Annotated in this window: 15 protein-coding genes; 7 read left to right on the top strand and 8 right to left on the bottom strand. The window is 72.9% G+C overall.

Going from position 1 to position 16,152, the window contains the following annotated elements; genetic code table 11:
- Positions 1-44: 44 nt before the first annotated feature.
- Positions 45-1,232 (top strand): DUF2306 domain-containing protein, encoded by a 1,188-nt coding sequence (locus OG514_RS37355; protein ID WP_266902590.1) that lies wholly within the window; start codon positions 45-47, stop codon positions 1,230-1,232.
- Positions 1,229-2,230, top strand: coding sequence for a hypothetical protein (locus tag OG514_RS37350; protein ID WP_266902588.1), 1,002 nt, complete (start codon positions 1,229-1,231; stop codon positions 2,228-2,230). The genes OG514_RS37355 and OG514_RS37350 overlap by 4 nt, the downstream gene beginning before the upstream one ends.
- A gap of 67 nt (positions 2,231-2,297) precedes the next feature.
- Here OG514_RS37350 and OG514_RS37345 read toward each other — a convergent pair whose 3' ends face one another.
- Entirely contained in the window at positions 2,298-2,726 is a 429-nt protein-coding gene (locus OG514_RS37345; RefSeq protein WP_266902586.1) for a MerR family transcriptional regulator, read from the bottom strand.
- 52 nt (positions 2,727-2,778) lie between these two features.
- Here OG514_RS37345 and OG514_RS37340 point away from each other — a divergent pair, with 52 nt between their 5' ends.
- Entirely contained in the window at positions 2,779-3,735 is a 957-nt protein-coding gene (locus OG514_RS37340) for an SDR family NAD(P)-dependent oxidoreductase (protein WP_266902584.1), read from the top strand.
- 392 nt (positions 3,736-4,127) lie between these two features.
- Positions 4,128-4,799: an isochorismatase family protein gene (locus OG514_RS37335; RefSeq protein ID WP_266902582.1), complete on the top strand. Its 672-nt coding sequence runs from the start codon at positions 4,128-4,130 to the stop codon at positions 4,797-4,799.
- Between the two features lie 33 nt (positions 4,800-4,832).
- Here OG514_RS37335 and OG514_RS37330 read toward each other — a convergent pair whose 3' ends face one another.
- Positions 4,833-5,429 (bottom strand): TetR/AcrR family transcriptional regulator, encoded by a 597-nt coding sequence (locus tag OG514_RS37330; protein WP_266902580.1) that lies wholly within the window; start codon positions 5,427-5,429, stop codon positions 4,833-4,835.
- Between the two features lie 82 nt (positions 5,430-5,511).
- Positions 5,512-6,204: an NADPH-dependent F420 reductase gene (locus OG514_RS37325; protein ID WP_266903081.1), complete on the bottom strand. Its 693-nt coding sequence runs from the start codon at positions 6,202-6,204 to the stop codon at positions 5,512-5,514.
- 203 nt (positions 6,205-6,407) lie between these two features.
- Here OG514_RS37325 and OG514_RS37320 point away from each other — a divergent pair, with 203 nt between their 5' ends.
- From OG514_RS37320 to OG514_RS37310, 3 genes are all read left to right on the top strand, one after another.
- Positions 6,408-6,833, top strand: a complete 426-nt coding sequence (locus tag OG514_RS37320; protein ID WP_266902578.1) for a helix-turn-helix transcriptional regulator — start codon at positions 6,408-6,410, stop codon at positions 6,831-6,833.
- Between the two features lie 28 nt (positions 6,834-6,861).
- Positions 6,862-7,248: an anti-sigma factor antagonist gene (locus tag OG514_RS37315; RefSeq protein WP_266902576.1), complete on the top strand. Its 387-nt coding sequence runs from the start codon at positions 6,862-6,864 to the stop codon at positions 7,246-7,248.
- 98 nt (positions 7,249-7,346) lie between these two features.
- A complete protein-coding gene (locus OG514_RS37310; RefSeq protein WP_266902574.1) occupies positions 7,347-7,694 on the top strand; it encodes a helix-turn-helix transcriptional regulator in 348 nt (115 codons plus the stop codon).
- Positions 7,695-7,740: 46 nt separating this feature from the next.
- Here OG514_RS37310 and OG514_RS37305 read toward each other — a convergent pair whose 3' ends face one another.
- From OG514_RS37305 to OG514_RS37285, 5 genes are all read right to left on the bottom strand, one after another.
- The gene (locus OG514_RS37305; protein WP_266902573.1) at positions 7,741-8,283 is read right to left on the bottom strand and encodes a carboxymuconolactone decarboxylase family protein; all 543 of its coding nucleotides are present in this window, start codon (positions 8,281-8,283) and stop codon (positions 7,741-7,743) included.
- A 102-nt stretch (positions 8,284-8,385) separates the two neighbouring features.
- The gene (locus OG514_RS37300) at positions 8,386-9,642 is read right to left on the bottom strand and encodes a cytochrome P450 (protein WP_266902571.1); all 1,257 of its coding nucleotides are present in this window, start codon (positions 9,640-9,642) and stop codon (positions 8,386-8,388) included.
- A complete protein-coding gene (locus OG514_RS37295; RefSeq protein WP_266902569.1) occupies positions 9,639-11,306 on the bottom strand; it encodes an FAD-dependent monooxygenase in 1,668 nt (555 codons plus the stop codon). Before OG514_RS37295 ends, OG514_RS37300 begins: the two co-directional genes overlap by 4 nt.
- A gap of 3 nt (positions 11,307-11,309) precedes the next feature.
- A complete protein-coding gene (locus OG514_RS37290; RefSeq protein ID WP_266902567.1) occupies positions 11,310-14,573 on the bottom strand; it encodes a ferritin-like domain-containing protein in 3,264 nt (1,087 codons plus the stop codon).
- Positions 14,570-16,090 (bottom strand): NAD(P)/FAD-dependent oxidoreductase, encoded by a 1,521-nt coding sequence (locus OG514_RS37285; RefSeq protein ID WP_266902565.1) that lies wholly within the window; start codon positions 16,088-16,090, stop codon positions 14,570-14,572. Before OG514_RS37285 ends, OG514_RS37290 begins: the two co-directional genes overlap by 4 nt.
- Positions 16,091-16,152 lie beyond the last annotated feature (62 nt).

Genomic DNA, 16,152 nt, shown 5'->3' with positions numbered 1-16,152 from the left:
CCGTGGGACGTCCGACGAGCAACGCGAGCACAAGGTGGGGGCGGGTGTCCGCCGTCGCCGTGACGGTGGTCTGCCTCGTGTACGCGCCGATCGCCATGACCGAACTCTGGCCGTACGCCACACCCGGCGCGCCCGCCATCGGCGAATGGCTCCTCGGCCGGTCCGTCTCCCCCGAATTCGTGGCCGAGGCCGTGCGCGACCGGATGGCGCCGTACGCCCGCAGCCTGGTCCCGCTGATCGTGCACTCGGTCCTGGGCGGCCTCCTGATGCTGCTCGGCCCGGTGCAGCTGCTCTCGGCGGTACGCCGCCGCATCCGGCTGCACCGGATCGCCGGAACCGTCTTCGCCGTCACGGTGTACGTGTCGATGGCCGGCGCCGCGCTCTACCTGCTGCGCACCCCGCCGGCGCAGGCCTTCAGCGGCGCCGCGTTCTGGATCGTCCTCGCCACCATCCTGGTGGGCACCGTCGGCAGCGTGACCTTCGGCGTCCTCGCCGCCGTACGCGGCTTCCCCGACCTGCACCAGCGCTGGATGCTGCTCTGCTACGGCTTCCTGATGACCGCTCCGCTGCTCCGGCTCGAATGGGGCGCGCTGCCCTCGCTGTACCCCGGGCTCTCCCTCCAGGACATCAACCGCGTCGCGATCATGCACCTCGGCGCCCTCGTCGCCTTCGGCGCGCTCCTGGCCTCCCGGGCCCTCGACCGGCGGACCACCGTCCCGGGCCTGACCGGCACCTGGGCGCCGGGCCCGGTCCTCGTCGGTGCCCACCTCGCGGGCGCCGCGGGCCTGGCGTGGATCACCAACGCCTTTCTCGGCGAGGGCGCGCAGGGGCGACGGCTGCTCGTCGCGTACCTCGTCCCGTACGTGCTGACCCACGCCGTCATCGCGGCCCGCGCGGCACGCGCCCGTCGGCGGGGAGCGACCTGGGCGCGCGAGGAGTGGCGCCTGCACCTGGCGGCCCAGTGTCTGGCGCCCGCGTTCTCGGCGGTGACCGTGCCCGTACTGGAACGGACGATGGGCCTCGACCGGCTCACGTCGCTGATCGCGGGCGTCGGCATCGGTGCGGGAATGCTGGCGTACGCGGCGGTCACGGTGGTGAGTCTGCGGATCCTGCACGGCCGCGAAGTCCTGAAGAGACAGCGGGAGTTCGCCGAACTTCCGACCGGCCCGGCGGCCGCTGCCGCGGCTCCGGTCGGCGTCGGCGGGGCCGCGGGGGAAGGGGAGCTGCGATGAGCGACATGCGGCAGCAAGAGGCTGAGGCGGCCGTCGGGGCGGCGCGCTCCGGTCGGCTCGACGGCCGTGAACTCTCGTCCGCCGTCGTCCTCTTGAGCGGCGTCGTGGGAGGCATCAGTCTCACCACCGGCGGTCTCCTTACCGTGACGAGCCTGCTGGGACACGCGGCCGGTGCCTGGGTGTCCCCCGAGGCGCTGAGCCCCGGGCTCATCGGCGCCGCCATGGCCGGGGTGGCCCCGGCCCTGTTCACGATCGGGCGGGCGCGCGTCTGGGAGGACGTACGGAGCCTGGTGCTGCCGCTGGTGATCGTGCTCGTCGGCCTGTTCACGGTGAGCCTGCTGAACGGCGGCACCCTCCAGGCCGTCAAGGGCGGCCCGCTGTTCCTCGCCCTCTTCAGCCTCGGTTGGGTCGCCACGCTCGGACTCCTCGCCCTCGCCGCCGTCGGCTGCCTCGCCGCGCAGTACCGCAGACCGGCAGAGCGGGTGGGCGCTGCTTCGGCAGGTCCGGTGGGCGGCGGCCCGGCGTCGCGTCGGCAGCCGGTCGCCCCGATGCCCGGCTGGTCGAAGCCGCCGCTCGCGGTCGTCGGCTCGGGATGGTTCGGCATCGGGTTCGGTCTGCTGGCCCTCCCCGACTTCTGGGGCGCCCTCGTGCCGTGGACGGTGAACCGCGCGGACGCGCAGGGCCTCGGTGTGTGGGCCCTGGCGCTGGGCGTCGGCATCCTCGGAGCGCTGGCCGAGGACGACCTCACCCGTATCCGTCCGGCGCTCCGGGCCGTTCCGGCGGTGGCGCTCGCCGCGACGGTCGTTCTCGCCGTCCATGCCGGGTCGGTCGACTGGACCTCGGGCCCGGGCATCTCGCTCCTCGCCCTCGTCGCCGGTCTCTTCACGACGGGGGTCTCGGGCCAGTGGCTGCTCTCGCGGGCCATCCGCCGAAACGACGTCACCGTCGAGGACGAGCCGAGCGACGTGGACAAGTCACCGAAGGAGGGGGCTTCTTGAAGTCATGGGCGCTGGGACCGGGGCCCTGAAGCCCTGAGGTCCTTCAGGCCCGGCGCGGCGGGAATGGTCACCGAGGTGGTGTCGGTGGTGTCGGTGACCAGACCCCGGCGGCCGTTCCGTCGCGAAGATGCCGCTCGTAGGTGACGACCTTGCCGTGGATGACGTCGAGGTTCTCGGTCAGGCCGGCGATCCTGGCGCGCACGGTGTCCTCGTGCTCGCGCAGCAGCGCAAGGCGGTCCGGCTCGTTGCCCGGCCCCGACCGCACGAGTTCGGCGAACTTCCTGATCGTGGCGATGGGCATGTCCGAGTCCCGGAGTCGGCCGCACAACACCAGCCAGTCCACGTCCGCCTGTCCATAGATCCGCTGCCCGCCTCCGGAGCGCGGGATCTCGCGAAGGAACAGGCCCTCGCGCTCGAAGAACCGCAGCGCGTGCACGCTCATGCCGGTCATCTCGGCGACCTTGCCGATGGGCAGGCCACCCGTGTCCTCGCTCATCACGGCAACGTACCTTGACCTAGCCTGCACTCCAGCTTCTAGCGTCATCGGCATGATCACAAAGCAGCTGCGCATCGGCACCGGTTTCGGTGCCCACAGCACCGCCGAAGACGTTCTCTCCGGAATCGACCTGACCGGCACGACCGCCCTGGTCACGGGCGGCCATTCGGGCCTCGGCCTTGAGACCACCCGCGCTCTGGCCCGAGCGGGAGCACAGGTCGTCGTCCCCGCACGCCGCCCCTCCGCCGCCGAACGCGCTCTGCGCGACATCCCCGGGACAGAGGTGCACGGACTCGACCTGGCGGACCTGGAAAGCGTCCGGTCCTTCTGCGCACGCTTCCTGGAATCCGGCCGTCCCCTCGGCATCCTCATCAACGGCGCCGGCGTGATGGCCTGCCCGGAAACACGGGTCGGACCGGGCTGGGAGGCGCACTTCGCGGTCAACCACCTCGGCCACTTCGCGCTCGTCCAGCGACTCCTCCCGGCCCTGGAAGCCGGAGGGGCCCGGGTGGTGTCGCTCGCCTCGGCCGGGCACTTCCTGTCCGACATCCGCTGGGACGACATCCACTTCCGCACCGGCTACGACCGCTGGCTCGCCTACGCCCAGTCCAAGACGGCCAACGCCCTGTTCGCCCTGCACCTCGACCGTCTCGGCGCCGACCTGGGCCTGCGGGCCTTCGCGGTGCATCCCGGCAGCATCCTCACACCCCTGCAGCGCCACATCCCTCGGGAGGAGTGGCTCGCGCTGGGTTGGGTGACGCCGGACGGCGAGCCGGCCGACGGCTTCAAGACACCGGGGCAAGGCGCGGCGACAGCGGTCTGGGCGGCGACCTCCCCGCTCCTCGACGGCCACGGAGGGGTCTATTGCCAGGACTGCGACATCGCGGAACCGGCCGCCACGGACGACATGCTCATCGGCGGAGTGAAACCCTGGGCCACCGACCCCGGAGCGGCATCCCGACTCTGGGAACTCTCCAGCGGACTCACAGGCCTGAACGCGCTCCGATGAAGTCTTCGGGAACGCCGGGCCGGGGGCCCGGCTCAGGCCCCGCCGCCGACGAGACGGCCTGTTGACGCGATCTCGCCGATCCAGGTCTCGTACGCCTTGCGGTACGCGTCCCGGTCGGCCCGGATCCGCCGGCGCGACTCGTCCGCCGGCGTCGCGTCCGTCTGCGATTCGTTCGTCTGTGATGCGTTCCGAGTGGGCGCTCGTCCCGCGTGACGCCGAACCCGCCCCGCACGTAAGGGCGTTCGTCGAGACCGCCCGCGAGCTCGGAGCGCGACGGGTCGACGGGTCGACGGGTCGACGGCGGAGCGGGCTCGCGGGACATGTGAGGTCCGCCCGCGACCGAAGGGTGAAATCTCCTGGCCGCGGGGGCGCATGGACATGAGGATGGCGGGATGACCACCCAGCACCCCGAGACCGCCCCTGACGCGCGAACCGCCGCGAACGCCCACACCACTCCGCATGCCCTCACCACTCCGAACGGCCCCATCACCCCGCCCGTGGACGCCCTGATCGTCGTGGACGTGCAGTCGGCGTTCGTCACCGGTGCCGGGGCCGTGCCCGCCGCCGCCCGGCTCGTCGACCGTACGACGGACCTCATCGCGCGGGCCCGGCGGGACGGGGCCCTCGTCGTGCACCTCCAGAACGACGGACCGCCCGGCGCGGAGGACGAACCCCACACGCCGGGCTGGGAGCTCCACCACCCGGTCGAGCCCGGCCCCAGGGAGGTGGTCATCCGCAAACCGTACGACGACGGCTTCGCGGAGACCCCGCTGGGCGGAGTGCTCACGGACGCGGGAGTGAGGGCGGTCGCCGTCTGTGGCGTGATGTCGGAGATGTGTGTGCAGGCGACGGCCCGCACGGCCCTGGCGCGCGGCTACCGCGTCGTCGTACCGCACGACGCCCACGCGACCCAGGACGTGCCGGCGGCGCCCGGGATCAGCGAGGTCGTACCGGCTGCGACGGTCTCCCGGGTGGCGGCCTACGCCCTCGGCAGCGACGCGGAGGTCACCGTGTGGGCCTCCGAGGTCACCTTCACTGTGCCTGCACTGTCCAGTGCCGGCTGAAGTCCTCTGTCACCGGCTGGAGTTCATGCGCGGTCAGTCCGGGCGGAGCGAACGCCAGACCCGGTCCGGCAGGATCCGGGCCGCCTGAGCGAGGTCGACGTCGTGCGCGCCGGACAGCCAGCGGCACGCCGTCTCGGCGGCCGGCCCGATGACCAGCGCCTCGACCAGCGGTTCGGGAATCGGCGCGATCTCGCCCGCCTCGACGAGCGGCCGCATCCACTCGCCGATCGCGGCGAGCAGCGGCTCCTCGGCCGCCCGGACCCGATCGGCGTGGGCGACGAGGTGCCCCGAGTGGGCGGAGGCGTGGATGAACAGCGCGGCGTCCGGGTGCTCCTCGGTGAACCGGAGGTACGCGGTGACCATCGCCCGCACCCCGGTGCGGGCGGTCCTGGTGCGGCCCAGGGCGGTGACGACCTCGCCGTGCAACTGCTCCGTGCACCGGATGTACAGGGCGGCGGCGAGGCCGTCGAAACTGCCGAAGTGGTGGTAGAGGCTGCCGAGGCTGACGCCGCCGGCCGCCGTCACGGCGTTCACGGTGAAACCGTGCCGGCCGGAGTCCGCGTACACCCGCAGCGCCGTGGTCAGCAGGCGCTCGACCGTGGCCTCGCCACGCTGCTGCTTAGGAGACATGGGCACACCCTAGTGCAGCCTTAACTAGAGTTTGGTTCTAGTAGCCTGGCTGCGGAGTGCCCGGGTCCGGTAGGGCGGGAGGTCAGCCGCGGAAACCCTCGGGGCGCTCGGGTGAGGCCTCGGCGAGCGCCTTCGTCACGGCGTCCACACCCTCCCGGAGGCCGTAGACCGGAGTGTCCGGCTGCTGGCGCCAGGAGTCGTCGATGCCGCCCGCGTCCACGGAGTCGAAACCCAGCTCGTCGACGAGGAGCCGTACCTTCTCCTTCGCCGCCGCGTCGTCACCCGCCAAGGGCAGGGCGAGCCGCTCCGGGTCGCCCGCCGGGCGGGGCCGCTCCAGGATGTCCTGGGCGTAGGTGCCGTTGAAGGCCTTGACCACCGGGTGACCGATCTGGCGCTCGGTCCAGCGGCTCTCCGTCAGGCCCTCGTCCTCTATCGCGTCGATACGGCCGTCGCGCTCACGCGGGTAGTAGTTGCCGGTGTCGATCACGACGAAACCGTCGGCGGCACCGTCGAAGAGCCCGGCCGGAAGGTCGGGGACGTTCTTCAGCGGGACCGTCACGACGACGACCTCCGCGCCCCGCGCGGCCTCCGAGGCGGCGACCGCGGTGGCGCCGGTCTCCTCGGCGAGCGCGGTGAGGGTGTGCGGGCCGCGGGAGTTGGCCACGGACACCTCGTGGCCGAGGGCGGTGAGGCGACGGGTCAGATTGCCGCCGATGTTGCCGGCGCCGATGATGCCGATCTTCATGATGCTTCCTTGTCGAGAGCTGTACGCGATCAAGAGCTGTCGTTCTCCAGCTTCCGTCAGGCGTCCGAACGGAGGGGTCGGAACCCGCCACGCGCGAAGTCCCAGGATGCGAGATCGGCAAATTGCAATATTCTGCAATTCGATACATCCTGGTCGGGCCGAGCCCGTGGGTAGCCGCCGGGCGCCGCATCCCGCCCAGCCCCGCGCACCCGCGCCCCCGGAGGACAGAGACCGTGCCGGTCCCGCTGTACCAGGCCAAGGCCGAGTTCTTCCGCATGCTGGGCCATCCCGTACGCATCCGGGTCCTGGAGCTGCTCCAGAGCGGGCCGATGCCGGTACGGGAGCTGCTCGCGCGGATCGAGGTCGAGCCGGCGGCGCTCTCGCAGCAGCTCGCCGTGCTGCGCCGCTCCGGGATCGTGACCTCGACGCGCGAGCGATCGACCGTCGTCTACACGCTCGCGGGCGGAGACGTGGCCCAGCTCATGCAGGCCGCGCGGCGGATCCTCACCGAGATGCTCACCGGACAGGGACGGCTCCTCGCGGAACTCCGCGAGGGCGACACCGCCGGCGCCTCCGACACCCCCGGCACCTGCGGCGTCTCCGGCGCCACTGGCGTCCCGACCCCGCAGTCCTGCTTCCCACCCGTGCTTCCGCAGTGATCGCCGTACGAGAAGGATGACGACGCACATGACCATCGAATGGCGTTACACCGTCCAGCAGGACCTGGGCGTACTGTCCCTGGCCGGGTTCCTCGGAGCCGACGCCGTGGGACGGTTCACCGGGGCCGTGGGATGGGCGGTCGCGCGGGGCACCGGGCCGGTCGTCCTCGACCTGACACGGCTGCGGGGCTGGTCGGTGGGCGGGCAGCTCGCCGTGGCGGAGGCGGCGCTCCGGCTCCGGGCCGCGGGCCGGGCCCTCGAACTGGCCGCGATCCCCGCCGACGGCTCCCTCGTCCCGGCGGGCGAAGGGCCCCCGGTCCTGGTCCACCGCGACCTGGCCGCAGCACTCGCCGCGCACCGTGACGCGGGCGCGGAGCAGCGGGCCTGGCGCAGCGACGCCTGGCCCACCGCCTGATCCCCGGCCCGCTGTTGGTGTGTCTTCGGCCACGGGAGGAGCGAGGATGGGGGCATGCTGCAGAGTGCCGGGTCGACGCGACGCGCGGGGTGGGTGCGATGAGTGCGCCGCTCTACCAACTGAAGGCCGAGTTCTTCAAGACGCTCGGACACCCCGTCCGCATCCGCGTCCTTGAGCTGCTGAGCGAACGCGAACACGGGGTCGCCGAGATGCTTCGCGACACGGGCGTCGAACCGGCGTACCTCTCCCAGCAGTTGGCCGTCCTGCGCCGGGCGAACATGGTCGTGGCCCGACGTGAAGGGACGGCCGTGTACTACGCGCTGACGAGTCCTCAGGTGGCCGAACTGCTGCGCACCGCCCGGACGATCATCTCCGGCGTCCTGGCGAACCAGGCGGAACTACTGGCCGACCTCCGCGCCACGGCACCCCGCGAGAAGACCCCCTAGGGGGTCTGTGGCGGAATCGGGGCCCGGCGGTGTCCCTCCCGGTCGGTCAGGCGGTCGGTCGGGGCTCGTTGTCCGGCTGGATGCCCGCCAGGAGGTTGAACGCGCCCGTCAGCAGGTTGAGGGTGACCACGCCGACCACCTCCGCGATCACCCGGTCGCTCCAGCCGTGCCCGCGTACCTCGGCGATGTCGTCGTCCGACAGGGAGCCCGGTTCGGCCAGGACCCGCAACGCCAGGCCGATCAGGGCTGCCTCGCGGGGGTCGGTGGACGTGCCCTGGCGGGCCAGTCCGATGTCCGTCTCGCTCAGGCCCGCCGCGCGGCCGGCCTCGCGGTGCGCTTCGCGGCAGGTGCCGCAGCCGATCCACTCCTGGACGGCCAGGGACAGCTTCTCGCTGAGGGCGCGCGGTATCTTGACCCGCTTCATCGCCCGGGACAGGTTCAGATAGCCGTCGAGCAGCGCGGGTGAGTGCGCCATCGTCGACACCATCTCACCCACGGAGCCGTGCCGTTGGGCGATGTCGGCCAACAGCTCGCCCGCCCGGCCCGGTGCCTGCTCGGGAGTGAGCGCGGTCAGTCTTTTCGTGGTCACGTGGCCCTCCTCGTTACGGTCAATATACCCATGGGGGGTATGTGGTTCGCAACGAGGAGTGGGTCCGAGACGTTCCCGATGATGCCGGGGCACGTCGTCGTGTCAGCACGACAGCGTCAGGCGGGCCGGACCGTGGAACACCCAGTCCGGCGCGTACTCCACCTCGACCCGCGGTCGGGTGCCGGGGCGGAGCGCGGGAAGCCGGTCCACCAGGAGCCCGAGCCCGATCTCCGCCTCGGCCCGCGCGAGCGCCGCGCCCACGCAGTAGTGGATGCCCAGGCCGAACGCGCAGTGCCGGCCACTGTCCCGGTGGATGTCGAGCCTGTCGGGGTCCGGGAAACGCGCCGGGTCCCGGTGGGCCGAGCCCAGGACCAACTGGACGCGATCGCCCCGGCGGACGGACCGGCCGGCGAGTTCCGTGTCCCGATGCGCCCACCGCGTGATCATCTGGACCGGTGGGTCGTGACGCAGGAACTCGTCCACCGCGTTCGGCAACAGTCCTGGTTCCGCGCGCAGTTCCTCCCCGACCTCCGGACGGGCGAGCAACGCCAGCACCGCCTTGCCTATCAGCCCGGTCGTCGTCTCGTGCCCCGCCGTCAGCAGATGAACGCAGGTCGACGTAAGGCTCGTCGTCCCCAGGGAGGCGTCCGTGCCCTCCACCGCGGCCAGCGCGGAGAGCAGGTCGCCCCGGTCCTCCGTACGCCGGACTGCCAGCTCCTCGCGGAAGTAGGCGTCCAGCCCCGCCGCCGCCCGGTCCGCCCGTTCGAGCGCGGCCGGCGAACGGTCACCCCTGGTCCCGCCCGCCTGTTGGAGCGCGAGCGCCTCCGCCCGGAACCACGGCCACCGTCCCGCCTCCACCCCGAGCAGGCCCGCCACGACCAGCAGCGGGAACGGCGCGGCGAAGCCCTCGACCAGCTCCACCACGGGCCGCCGCGCCAGCGGCCGTACGAGCTCCTCCGCGATCTCCCGTATGCGTGGGCGCAGCGCACGTACGGCGGGGGCGCCCAGCGGCGGCGCCACCTGGGCACGGAGCCGGGTGTGCCGGGGCGGGTCCAGGAAGACGAGCCAGTTCTCCACGATCCGGCGGAGCATCACGTACCCCTCGGGAATCGGCACGCCGCTCCCGGTCGACGGCGACGCCCGCCGGAAGCCCCGGTCGGTGAGGACCCGCGCCACCTCGGTGTGGCCGAAGAGGTACCAGGTCGTCGGCCCTGTCCGGCCGGCCGCGCGTGGCGGTCGTACCGCGTGCACCGGGTCGGTCTCGCGGTAGCGCCGGTAGACGGGATACGGGTCGGCCAGATCGAGCCGCGCCGGATCGAAGGGTTCCGGGATGCCCGTCGGCGCCGCGTGCCCGTTCATCCGTCCGCTCCTCCCACTCCGCCCCCGGGCGCTCCTGCCCCCCGTACCAGGTCGGCCAGGCGCCCGGGATCCGCCGGTGCCGCGGAACCCCGCCAGGCCACATGACCGTCCGGGCGTACGAGCACGAACGGCCGCTCGTACCGCCTCGCCGTCTCCTCGTCGTCGCAGCGCACCACCCGCAGGGGAACCCGGCGGTCGCCGAAGGCGCGCACGAGACCCTCCGGATCGCCGGAACCGGCGCCGGCACCGAAGTGGAGGAGCACGAACTCCGGGCCGAACAGGTCCAACGTCGACCGGCCGGGCCCCAGCCACACGTGCGGAGCGCGTGCGCCCGGCACGGCCGTGCGGTTCCACCACGGGTCGGCGGCCGATCCATCGGAGCAGCGCGGCCCCGTCCCGTCTTCCCCGACAGCCTTCTCTTCGACGACGACCTTCTCGTCCACGACGACCGGCGACTCGTAGCGGTACGCGAAGTGGGTGTCGGGCGCGTCGAATTCGCGTATCGGATCGGATTCCGCGATCTCCCGGCCCAGCGTGGCCCGTGCCCGCTCCCCGTCGGCGGTCGCGTCGCAGAGCGCGGCGGAGAGGCGCCGGTCGAGGGTCCGTCGCAGATTGCGGTGACTCTCCTCCAGGCTCCGCAGGGCCACCGGGCGCCGCTCGCTCTCGTACGTGTCGAGCAGCCCGGGTCCGGCCCAGCCCGCCAGCTCCGCCCCCAGCTTCCACCCCAGGTCCGCCGCGTCGCCCACTCCCGTCGCGAGCCCGAACCCACCCGAGGGCGACAGCGTGTGCGCCGCGTCCCCGGCGATCAGCACCCGCCCGGCGCGGTACCGCGAGGCGACCCGGTGGGTCAGGTGCCAGGTGGAGTCCGACACCACCTCGATCGGCACGGCCGGGGCGACGGCCCGCCGCACGGCCTTCGCCGCGTCGGCGGGGCCCGCCGGGCAGGTCAGCCGGTACAGGCCCCGCCCGTCGATCGACCTCAACGGGTAGCGCAGACCGCCCGGTTCGGTCACGAAGTACACCAGGGCCCTGCGCGGGCCGAGGGTGGCGTCGAGCCCGGGCGCCCGGAAGAGGATGTTGCGCAGGACGCGGGTCCGGTGCCGTTCGGGCGCGTCGATCCCGCACCCCTTGCGCACCGGGGACGAAGCCCCGTCGCAGCCCACCAGGAACCGGGCGTGCACCGTCGTCCGTACCCCCGCCCCGTCCACGAGCGCGGCGCTCACCCGGTCCGGGAGCCGGGTGAACCCCAGCAGCCGGGTCCCGAGCCGCACCGGCCCCGTCGGATGGACCCCGAGACGGGCGGTGAGCAGCGGCGCGAGCCAGTGCTGCGGGCAGATCGCCTCGGGTTCCGGCGTGTACGGGGGCGGGGGCCGTCGACCGGCCGTGCCGAGGCTCAGCCGGTGCAGCTCGTGGCCGCCGACGGCGGTCACCCAGGCGATGTCCAGGGTGTGATCCGCCGGCCAGCCCGCACCCCGGATCGCGTCCGCGACCCCCCACCGCCGGAACGCCTCCATCGCGCGTGGGCCGACGGTCGACACCTTGGGGTGGGTGACCTGCCCGTCCCCGGCCTCCACCAGGACGAAGTCCACGCCCCGGTGGGCGAGGTCGAGCGCGAGCGCGAGCCCGACGGGCCCGCCGCCCACGATCAGCACATCAGTCTCCACGACTCAGTTGCTCCCCTCGTGCCGGAAGCCCGCGTGCCCGAAGCCCTCGTGCTCGAAGCGTTCCGCGTACCAGGCCATCAGCTCCGGCACCCGGTCCGGCACGCCCTCGCACTCCCGGGCCATCGCCGCGAGGTGCCGGAACCGCATCGCGAACCCGCGCCGGGCCACATCGGGGCGCGCGATGTACGCCGGTGGCTCCTCCAGTTCGAAGGACGGACCGGCCGTCCGCCCCCGCCACCCCGACTCCAACGGCATCAGCTGCTCAGCGAGCGGGCGCATCATCCCCGTCATCACGTCGATCGCGGCGTTCATCAGTTTCGAGCGGCGCAGGCTCGCGTCCGGACTCTCCCCGAAGTGCTGGACGATCAGCTGGAGCATCATGAAGTAGCAGCGGTTGAACAGGCGCATCACCTGACGCGCGTGCGGATCGCTCACCGCCGCCCGCCCCGGATGCCCGGGGTCGAGCGTCGGATTCCGCAGCGAGGGGTACGCGGGGTGCCACGGTGTCCCCTCCCCGTGCGGGCCGTCGGCCCGCTCCGTCATCAGGAGCTCCGCGAGGCGTACGAAGGTGTCGTGATGGGACTCCGAGCCGTCCTTCTCGGTGTCGAGGACCCCGCCCTCGCCCTGCTCGGTCACGAAGTCCACGGCGAACAGCGCGCTCGACAGGTCGTCCACCTCCAACTGGTAGTCCGGATGAACGGCGTTGACCGCCTCGCCGATGAAGAGGTGGTGCTCGCCCCCGCCGCGCCCCCGGTCCACCATGAACAGGTCGGGGACCCGCGTCAGGCCCTCCCGGATGCCCGCGTACAGCTCGCTCGGCGAACCGAACGGGTTGGGCCCGTCCATCGCTCCCGTGCCGCCCGCGAGCCGCTCGGGCCGCTCGATGGCGATGAACCGCTGGAGACTGCCCAGGTGCAGCGGCTCCAGGGCGAAGTCGAGGGGCAGTGGCAGCCGGCCCGGCGTGCCGAAGTCGATCTCCGGGACGTGGAAGGGCTCACCCATCGCCATCAGGATGTTGTTGACGACGAGGAAGTGCATCATCTCCTCGCGGGCCACCTCGAAGAGACTGTCCCGCACACCCTTGGCCAGGGTCTCCCCACCGTCCCCGCAGGCCAGCCGGAGCTGGCGCGGCGTCCACACCCCACTGCGCACGTACTCGAACCCTGTGCCGTGCGTGGGGACCGAGTAGCCCGCGTAGAGGTACTGGAGCGAGCTGGCGAGCTCCACCGACACCGCCTGCCAGAGCGCCGACCGCAACTGCGCGCGCGTGGTGATCTGCGGATACGCGCGGACCGGCGACGGGACGGCCGCCGGTGGCACGGCCGCCGCCGCGCTCTGCGCACGCAGGTACTTGAGCAGCAGCCGCGCCTTCGGCAGCGACAGATCGCGGGTCGGCGGCATGTAGTACGTCCTGTCCTTGTTGGCCGGATCGCACATCTGCCAGATGAGCCTCGCGTACGTATCGACCTTGCAGCGGTCCGCGAGGCTGAACACCTCGTCGCGCATGAACGGGAACAACTGCTCGTAATACGCGAACACCTCGCGGTGCAGCAGCTCGAAGGTCACGTCCTGCTGGAGCACCGCGTCCAGCGGCCAGTCGTCCGGCAGCACCCGGACCGCCGCCGAGCCCGCCCACGGCCAGAAGCCCAGAGCGTCGTCGTGGTCGTAGCATGCCTCGGCCGAACCGGGGGCCGCCGGATCGGCCGGCGGCTCCTCCTCGGAATCCGCCGCCAGGAGCAGCCGTGCCGTACCGGCCCGCGCACCGGCGACCGTGAACCAACCGCGCCCGCGTGCGTCCGTGGCGAGGTGGCAGCGTGCGCCTCCGGCCGTCCCGGACGTGTCCGCCGTGGGCTTCTCCCCGGTGCTCCGGCCCGCCCGGAGCCGGACGATGTCCATGTCTCCGCAGCGGGCGTACGGTGCCGAGGCCGCCGCTTCCAGCGGCAGGGCGCGCGGGTTGGGGTACTGGCGGACGACGACCGTGTCGAGGGGCGCCGGGCGGCCCCGCAGGAACGTCCGCACCGGGACCTCGACGGCGTGCTCGTCACCCCGCTCGGGGTCCGGGTGCTCCAGGATCAGGCAGGCCTCGTCGGTCAGGACGACCGCCTCGCGCTCCCGCAGCAGTACCGTGCGTGAGGATCCGCCTCTGCCACCGGACCGCACCAGGACGAGGCCTTCCGTCTCCGCCCGGCTCACCGCCTCCGCCGACTCCACCGGCACGGTCACGACGGCACCGCCCTCGGACGCACCCTCGGGCAGGAAGGCGAGCGGCACGTCCGAGCGGGCGGTCCGCAGCTCCAGGGTGCCCCGGTCGCTCGCGGCTCGGTCGGCGGAGCCGTAAGGAGGGGCTGTGAAGGGCCAGTTGAAGGACACAGCAGTGGGGGAGAGCCGTACGGTGCACGGCCCAGGCGCCCCATCCACGTGGTTCCCGTGCGGGACGAGCAGTCGGCCCGCCGGGTGGGTGCGCGGCTCGTCCGGGTGCCAGGGCGCCACGGTGCCCCGCAGCAGCCACCGCCCCGGAGCGTCCTCCGCGTCCAAGTCTTCGTCGGTGGAAGGCTGTTCAAGGGTGAACTGGACGAGGATTCCGCCGCCGTCCCGGGCCTCGGAGGCGGCCCGAAGGGCCCGTACGGCGGGGGAGCCCGCCGATCCGGCCGGCCAGTCCAGGCCCTCGCCGGCCGCGATCGCGAACTGGTGGAGGGTGCGTCGCACCGGAGTGAAGCCGTGCCACCGTGGCGGCATGAACCCGGTCACCTCCCCGACGCACAGATAGCCCGCGTCGTGCGAGCGTCCGTCCCGGCCGAAGGCGAACTGGCCTCCCATCAGCGTCGTCGTCCACGCGGACGAGGGGTCGACGTCGAAGACCCGGGCGCGGTTCACGGTCGTCCCCAGGTACGGGTTGTAGTGGCCCCACAGGTCGACGGCCCGCCCGACCACCGGATCCGCCGTGTCCACGGTGCCGCCGTCGTCCCGCTGCACCCCGGTCACCCGGGCCGCCAGGAGGAAGTGGCCGTTCCCGGAGAAGTGGCTTCCGCGCGCCCCGCGCCCCGCAAGGTGCTCGTGATACGCCTCCGCGGGCTCGTCGACGCCGAACGGACCGGCGACGAGGGGCTGGTCGGGACGCGCGTCCCCGTCCTCCCCGGTGCCCACGGCGTCCGTACCCCGAAGGGCGGTGTTGCGCGCCAGGTCCACCAGGCCGCCGCGCGGACCCGTGGGCAGCCGGGTCAGCGCCGTTCCACCGAAGTACAGCCGGGGCAGGTCGAACACGCTCATGCCGCCTCCAGTCCGGCCGTCTCCACGACGCCCCGGCCGGGCGCGTGCCGGGCGATCAGGGTCACGGCCTCCAGGGCCGACTCCACCGCGCCCTCGATCCACGCGGGCTCGGTCGCGCAGTGCTCCCCGGCGAAGAACATCCGGTGCTGCGGTCGTACCGCCCTCCGCCGCTGCTCCTCGCGCGCGGCCGCGTCCTGACCCCAGCGGATCGTGCACCCGCCCGCCGTCCACGGATGCTCGCCCCAGGCGAGACTGGCGACGCCCCGCACCATCCCCCGGCGCAGCAACTGCGGGTGCATCCGCCCCAGTTCCTCGACCACCGTCCGGTGCCGCAGGGCGGGCGGCATGGTGCCGAGATGCTCGGCGTCCTCCCCGATCGTGTAGCTGGCGAGCAGCGCCGCACCCCGGGCGGTGTCCGTGGCCCCTTCGGTCTCGGACGGCGGGTAGTACGTCTGCCGGATACGGCCCCCGGAGAACGAGGCCCCGCCCCGGATGCCCTCGCCTTCCCAGAACGGCTCGCGGCAGTGGACGGCGACCTTCGTCGCCGGGCAGTAGTCCACCTCCCGTACGACCGCGAGCTTGTCCTCGTCGAAGCCGGTGAGCGTCAGACTCCGCAGGACGGAGAACGGCACCGTGCACAGCACGTAGTCGCAGCGCCGGACGGCTGCCGACGGGCCGCCGCCGAGCCGTACGAGGACGTGGTCGGGGGCCACTTCGAAGCCGGACACCCGCTGGCCCAGCCAGATGGGCCCCCGGATCCGGGCGGCGAGCCGCTGCGCGAGCTGGTCCATGCCGCAGGCGAGCCGCACCAGTTCCGGACTGGTCTCGGTGAGGATGTCGTCGAGGAAGCCGTTCAGCCGGTCGCCGCAACCCGCCCGGATCCCCGGATGCGCGGCGAACAGGCCGTGCACGTCGATCCGGTCCTTGGCATGGCCGAGGAGATGCGGCGACAGGTCGACGTCCTCGACCAGGTCGAGGAGGTTGCGCGCGAGGTCGGCGCGGAGCCCGGCGCGCAGCCCGGGCGGTGCGACGGCGTCGACGACGGCCGACAGCCACGCGCCGAACACGACGGTCTCCTCGCGGTACGGGGCACCCGGCAGCGCGGCACGGACGTCGGCGATCAGGGTCCTGGGCGCGTCCCGGAGCCGTACATGACCGGTGCTGGTCGCCAGGAAGACGTTCTCCTCGGACAGCAGGGTGGTGAACGGCCGGACCTGGTCGGCGAGGCCCAGACGCTCCACGTAGTGCATGGTGCGGCGGTGCGCGATGGGGATGCGCATGGCGCCCAGCTCCACGAACGGCGCGCCCTCGGCCGGGCCGAAGCGGTGCGTGAGGACACGGCCGCCGAGCCTGCGGCTGCCCTCGATGACCTCGACCCGGAACCCGAGCCGCTCCAGTTCGTAGGCGGCGACCAGGCCGGCCATTCCGGCGCCCACGATGCTGACCGTGCTGTTGGCGCGGGTCCGCCGCCGGGCGCGCGGCAGATGACGGGACTGCATGACGGTGGTGGTCTGCATGACGGTCCGACTCCCGATCGGTTCGGTGCGCGGGTCTGGGTGGGTGGGCCGGAACGCGGAGG

It is taken from the genome of Streptomyces sp. NBC_00572, from assembly GCF_026341815.1.
In the GTDB taxonomy this organism is placed as follows: Bacteria; Actinomycetota; Actinomycetes; order Streptomycetales; family Streptomycetaceae; genus Streptomyces.
Note: the sequence above shows the minus strand (reverse complement) of the source record. Positions and strands in the feature narration are given on the sequence as shown.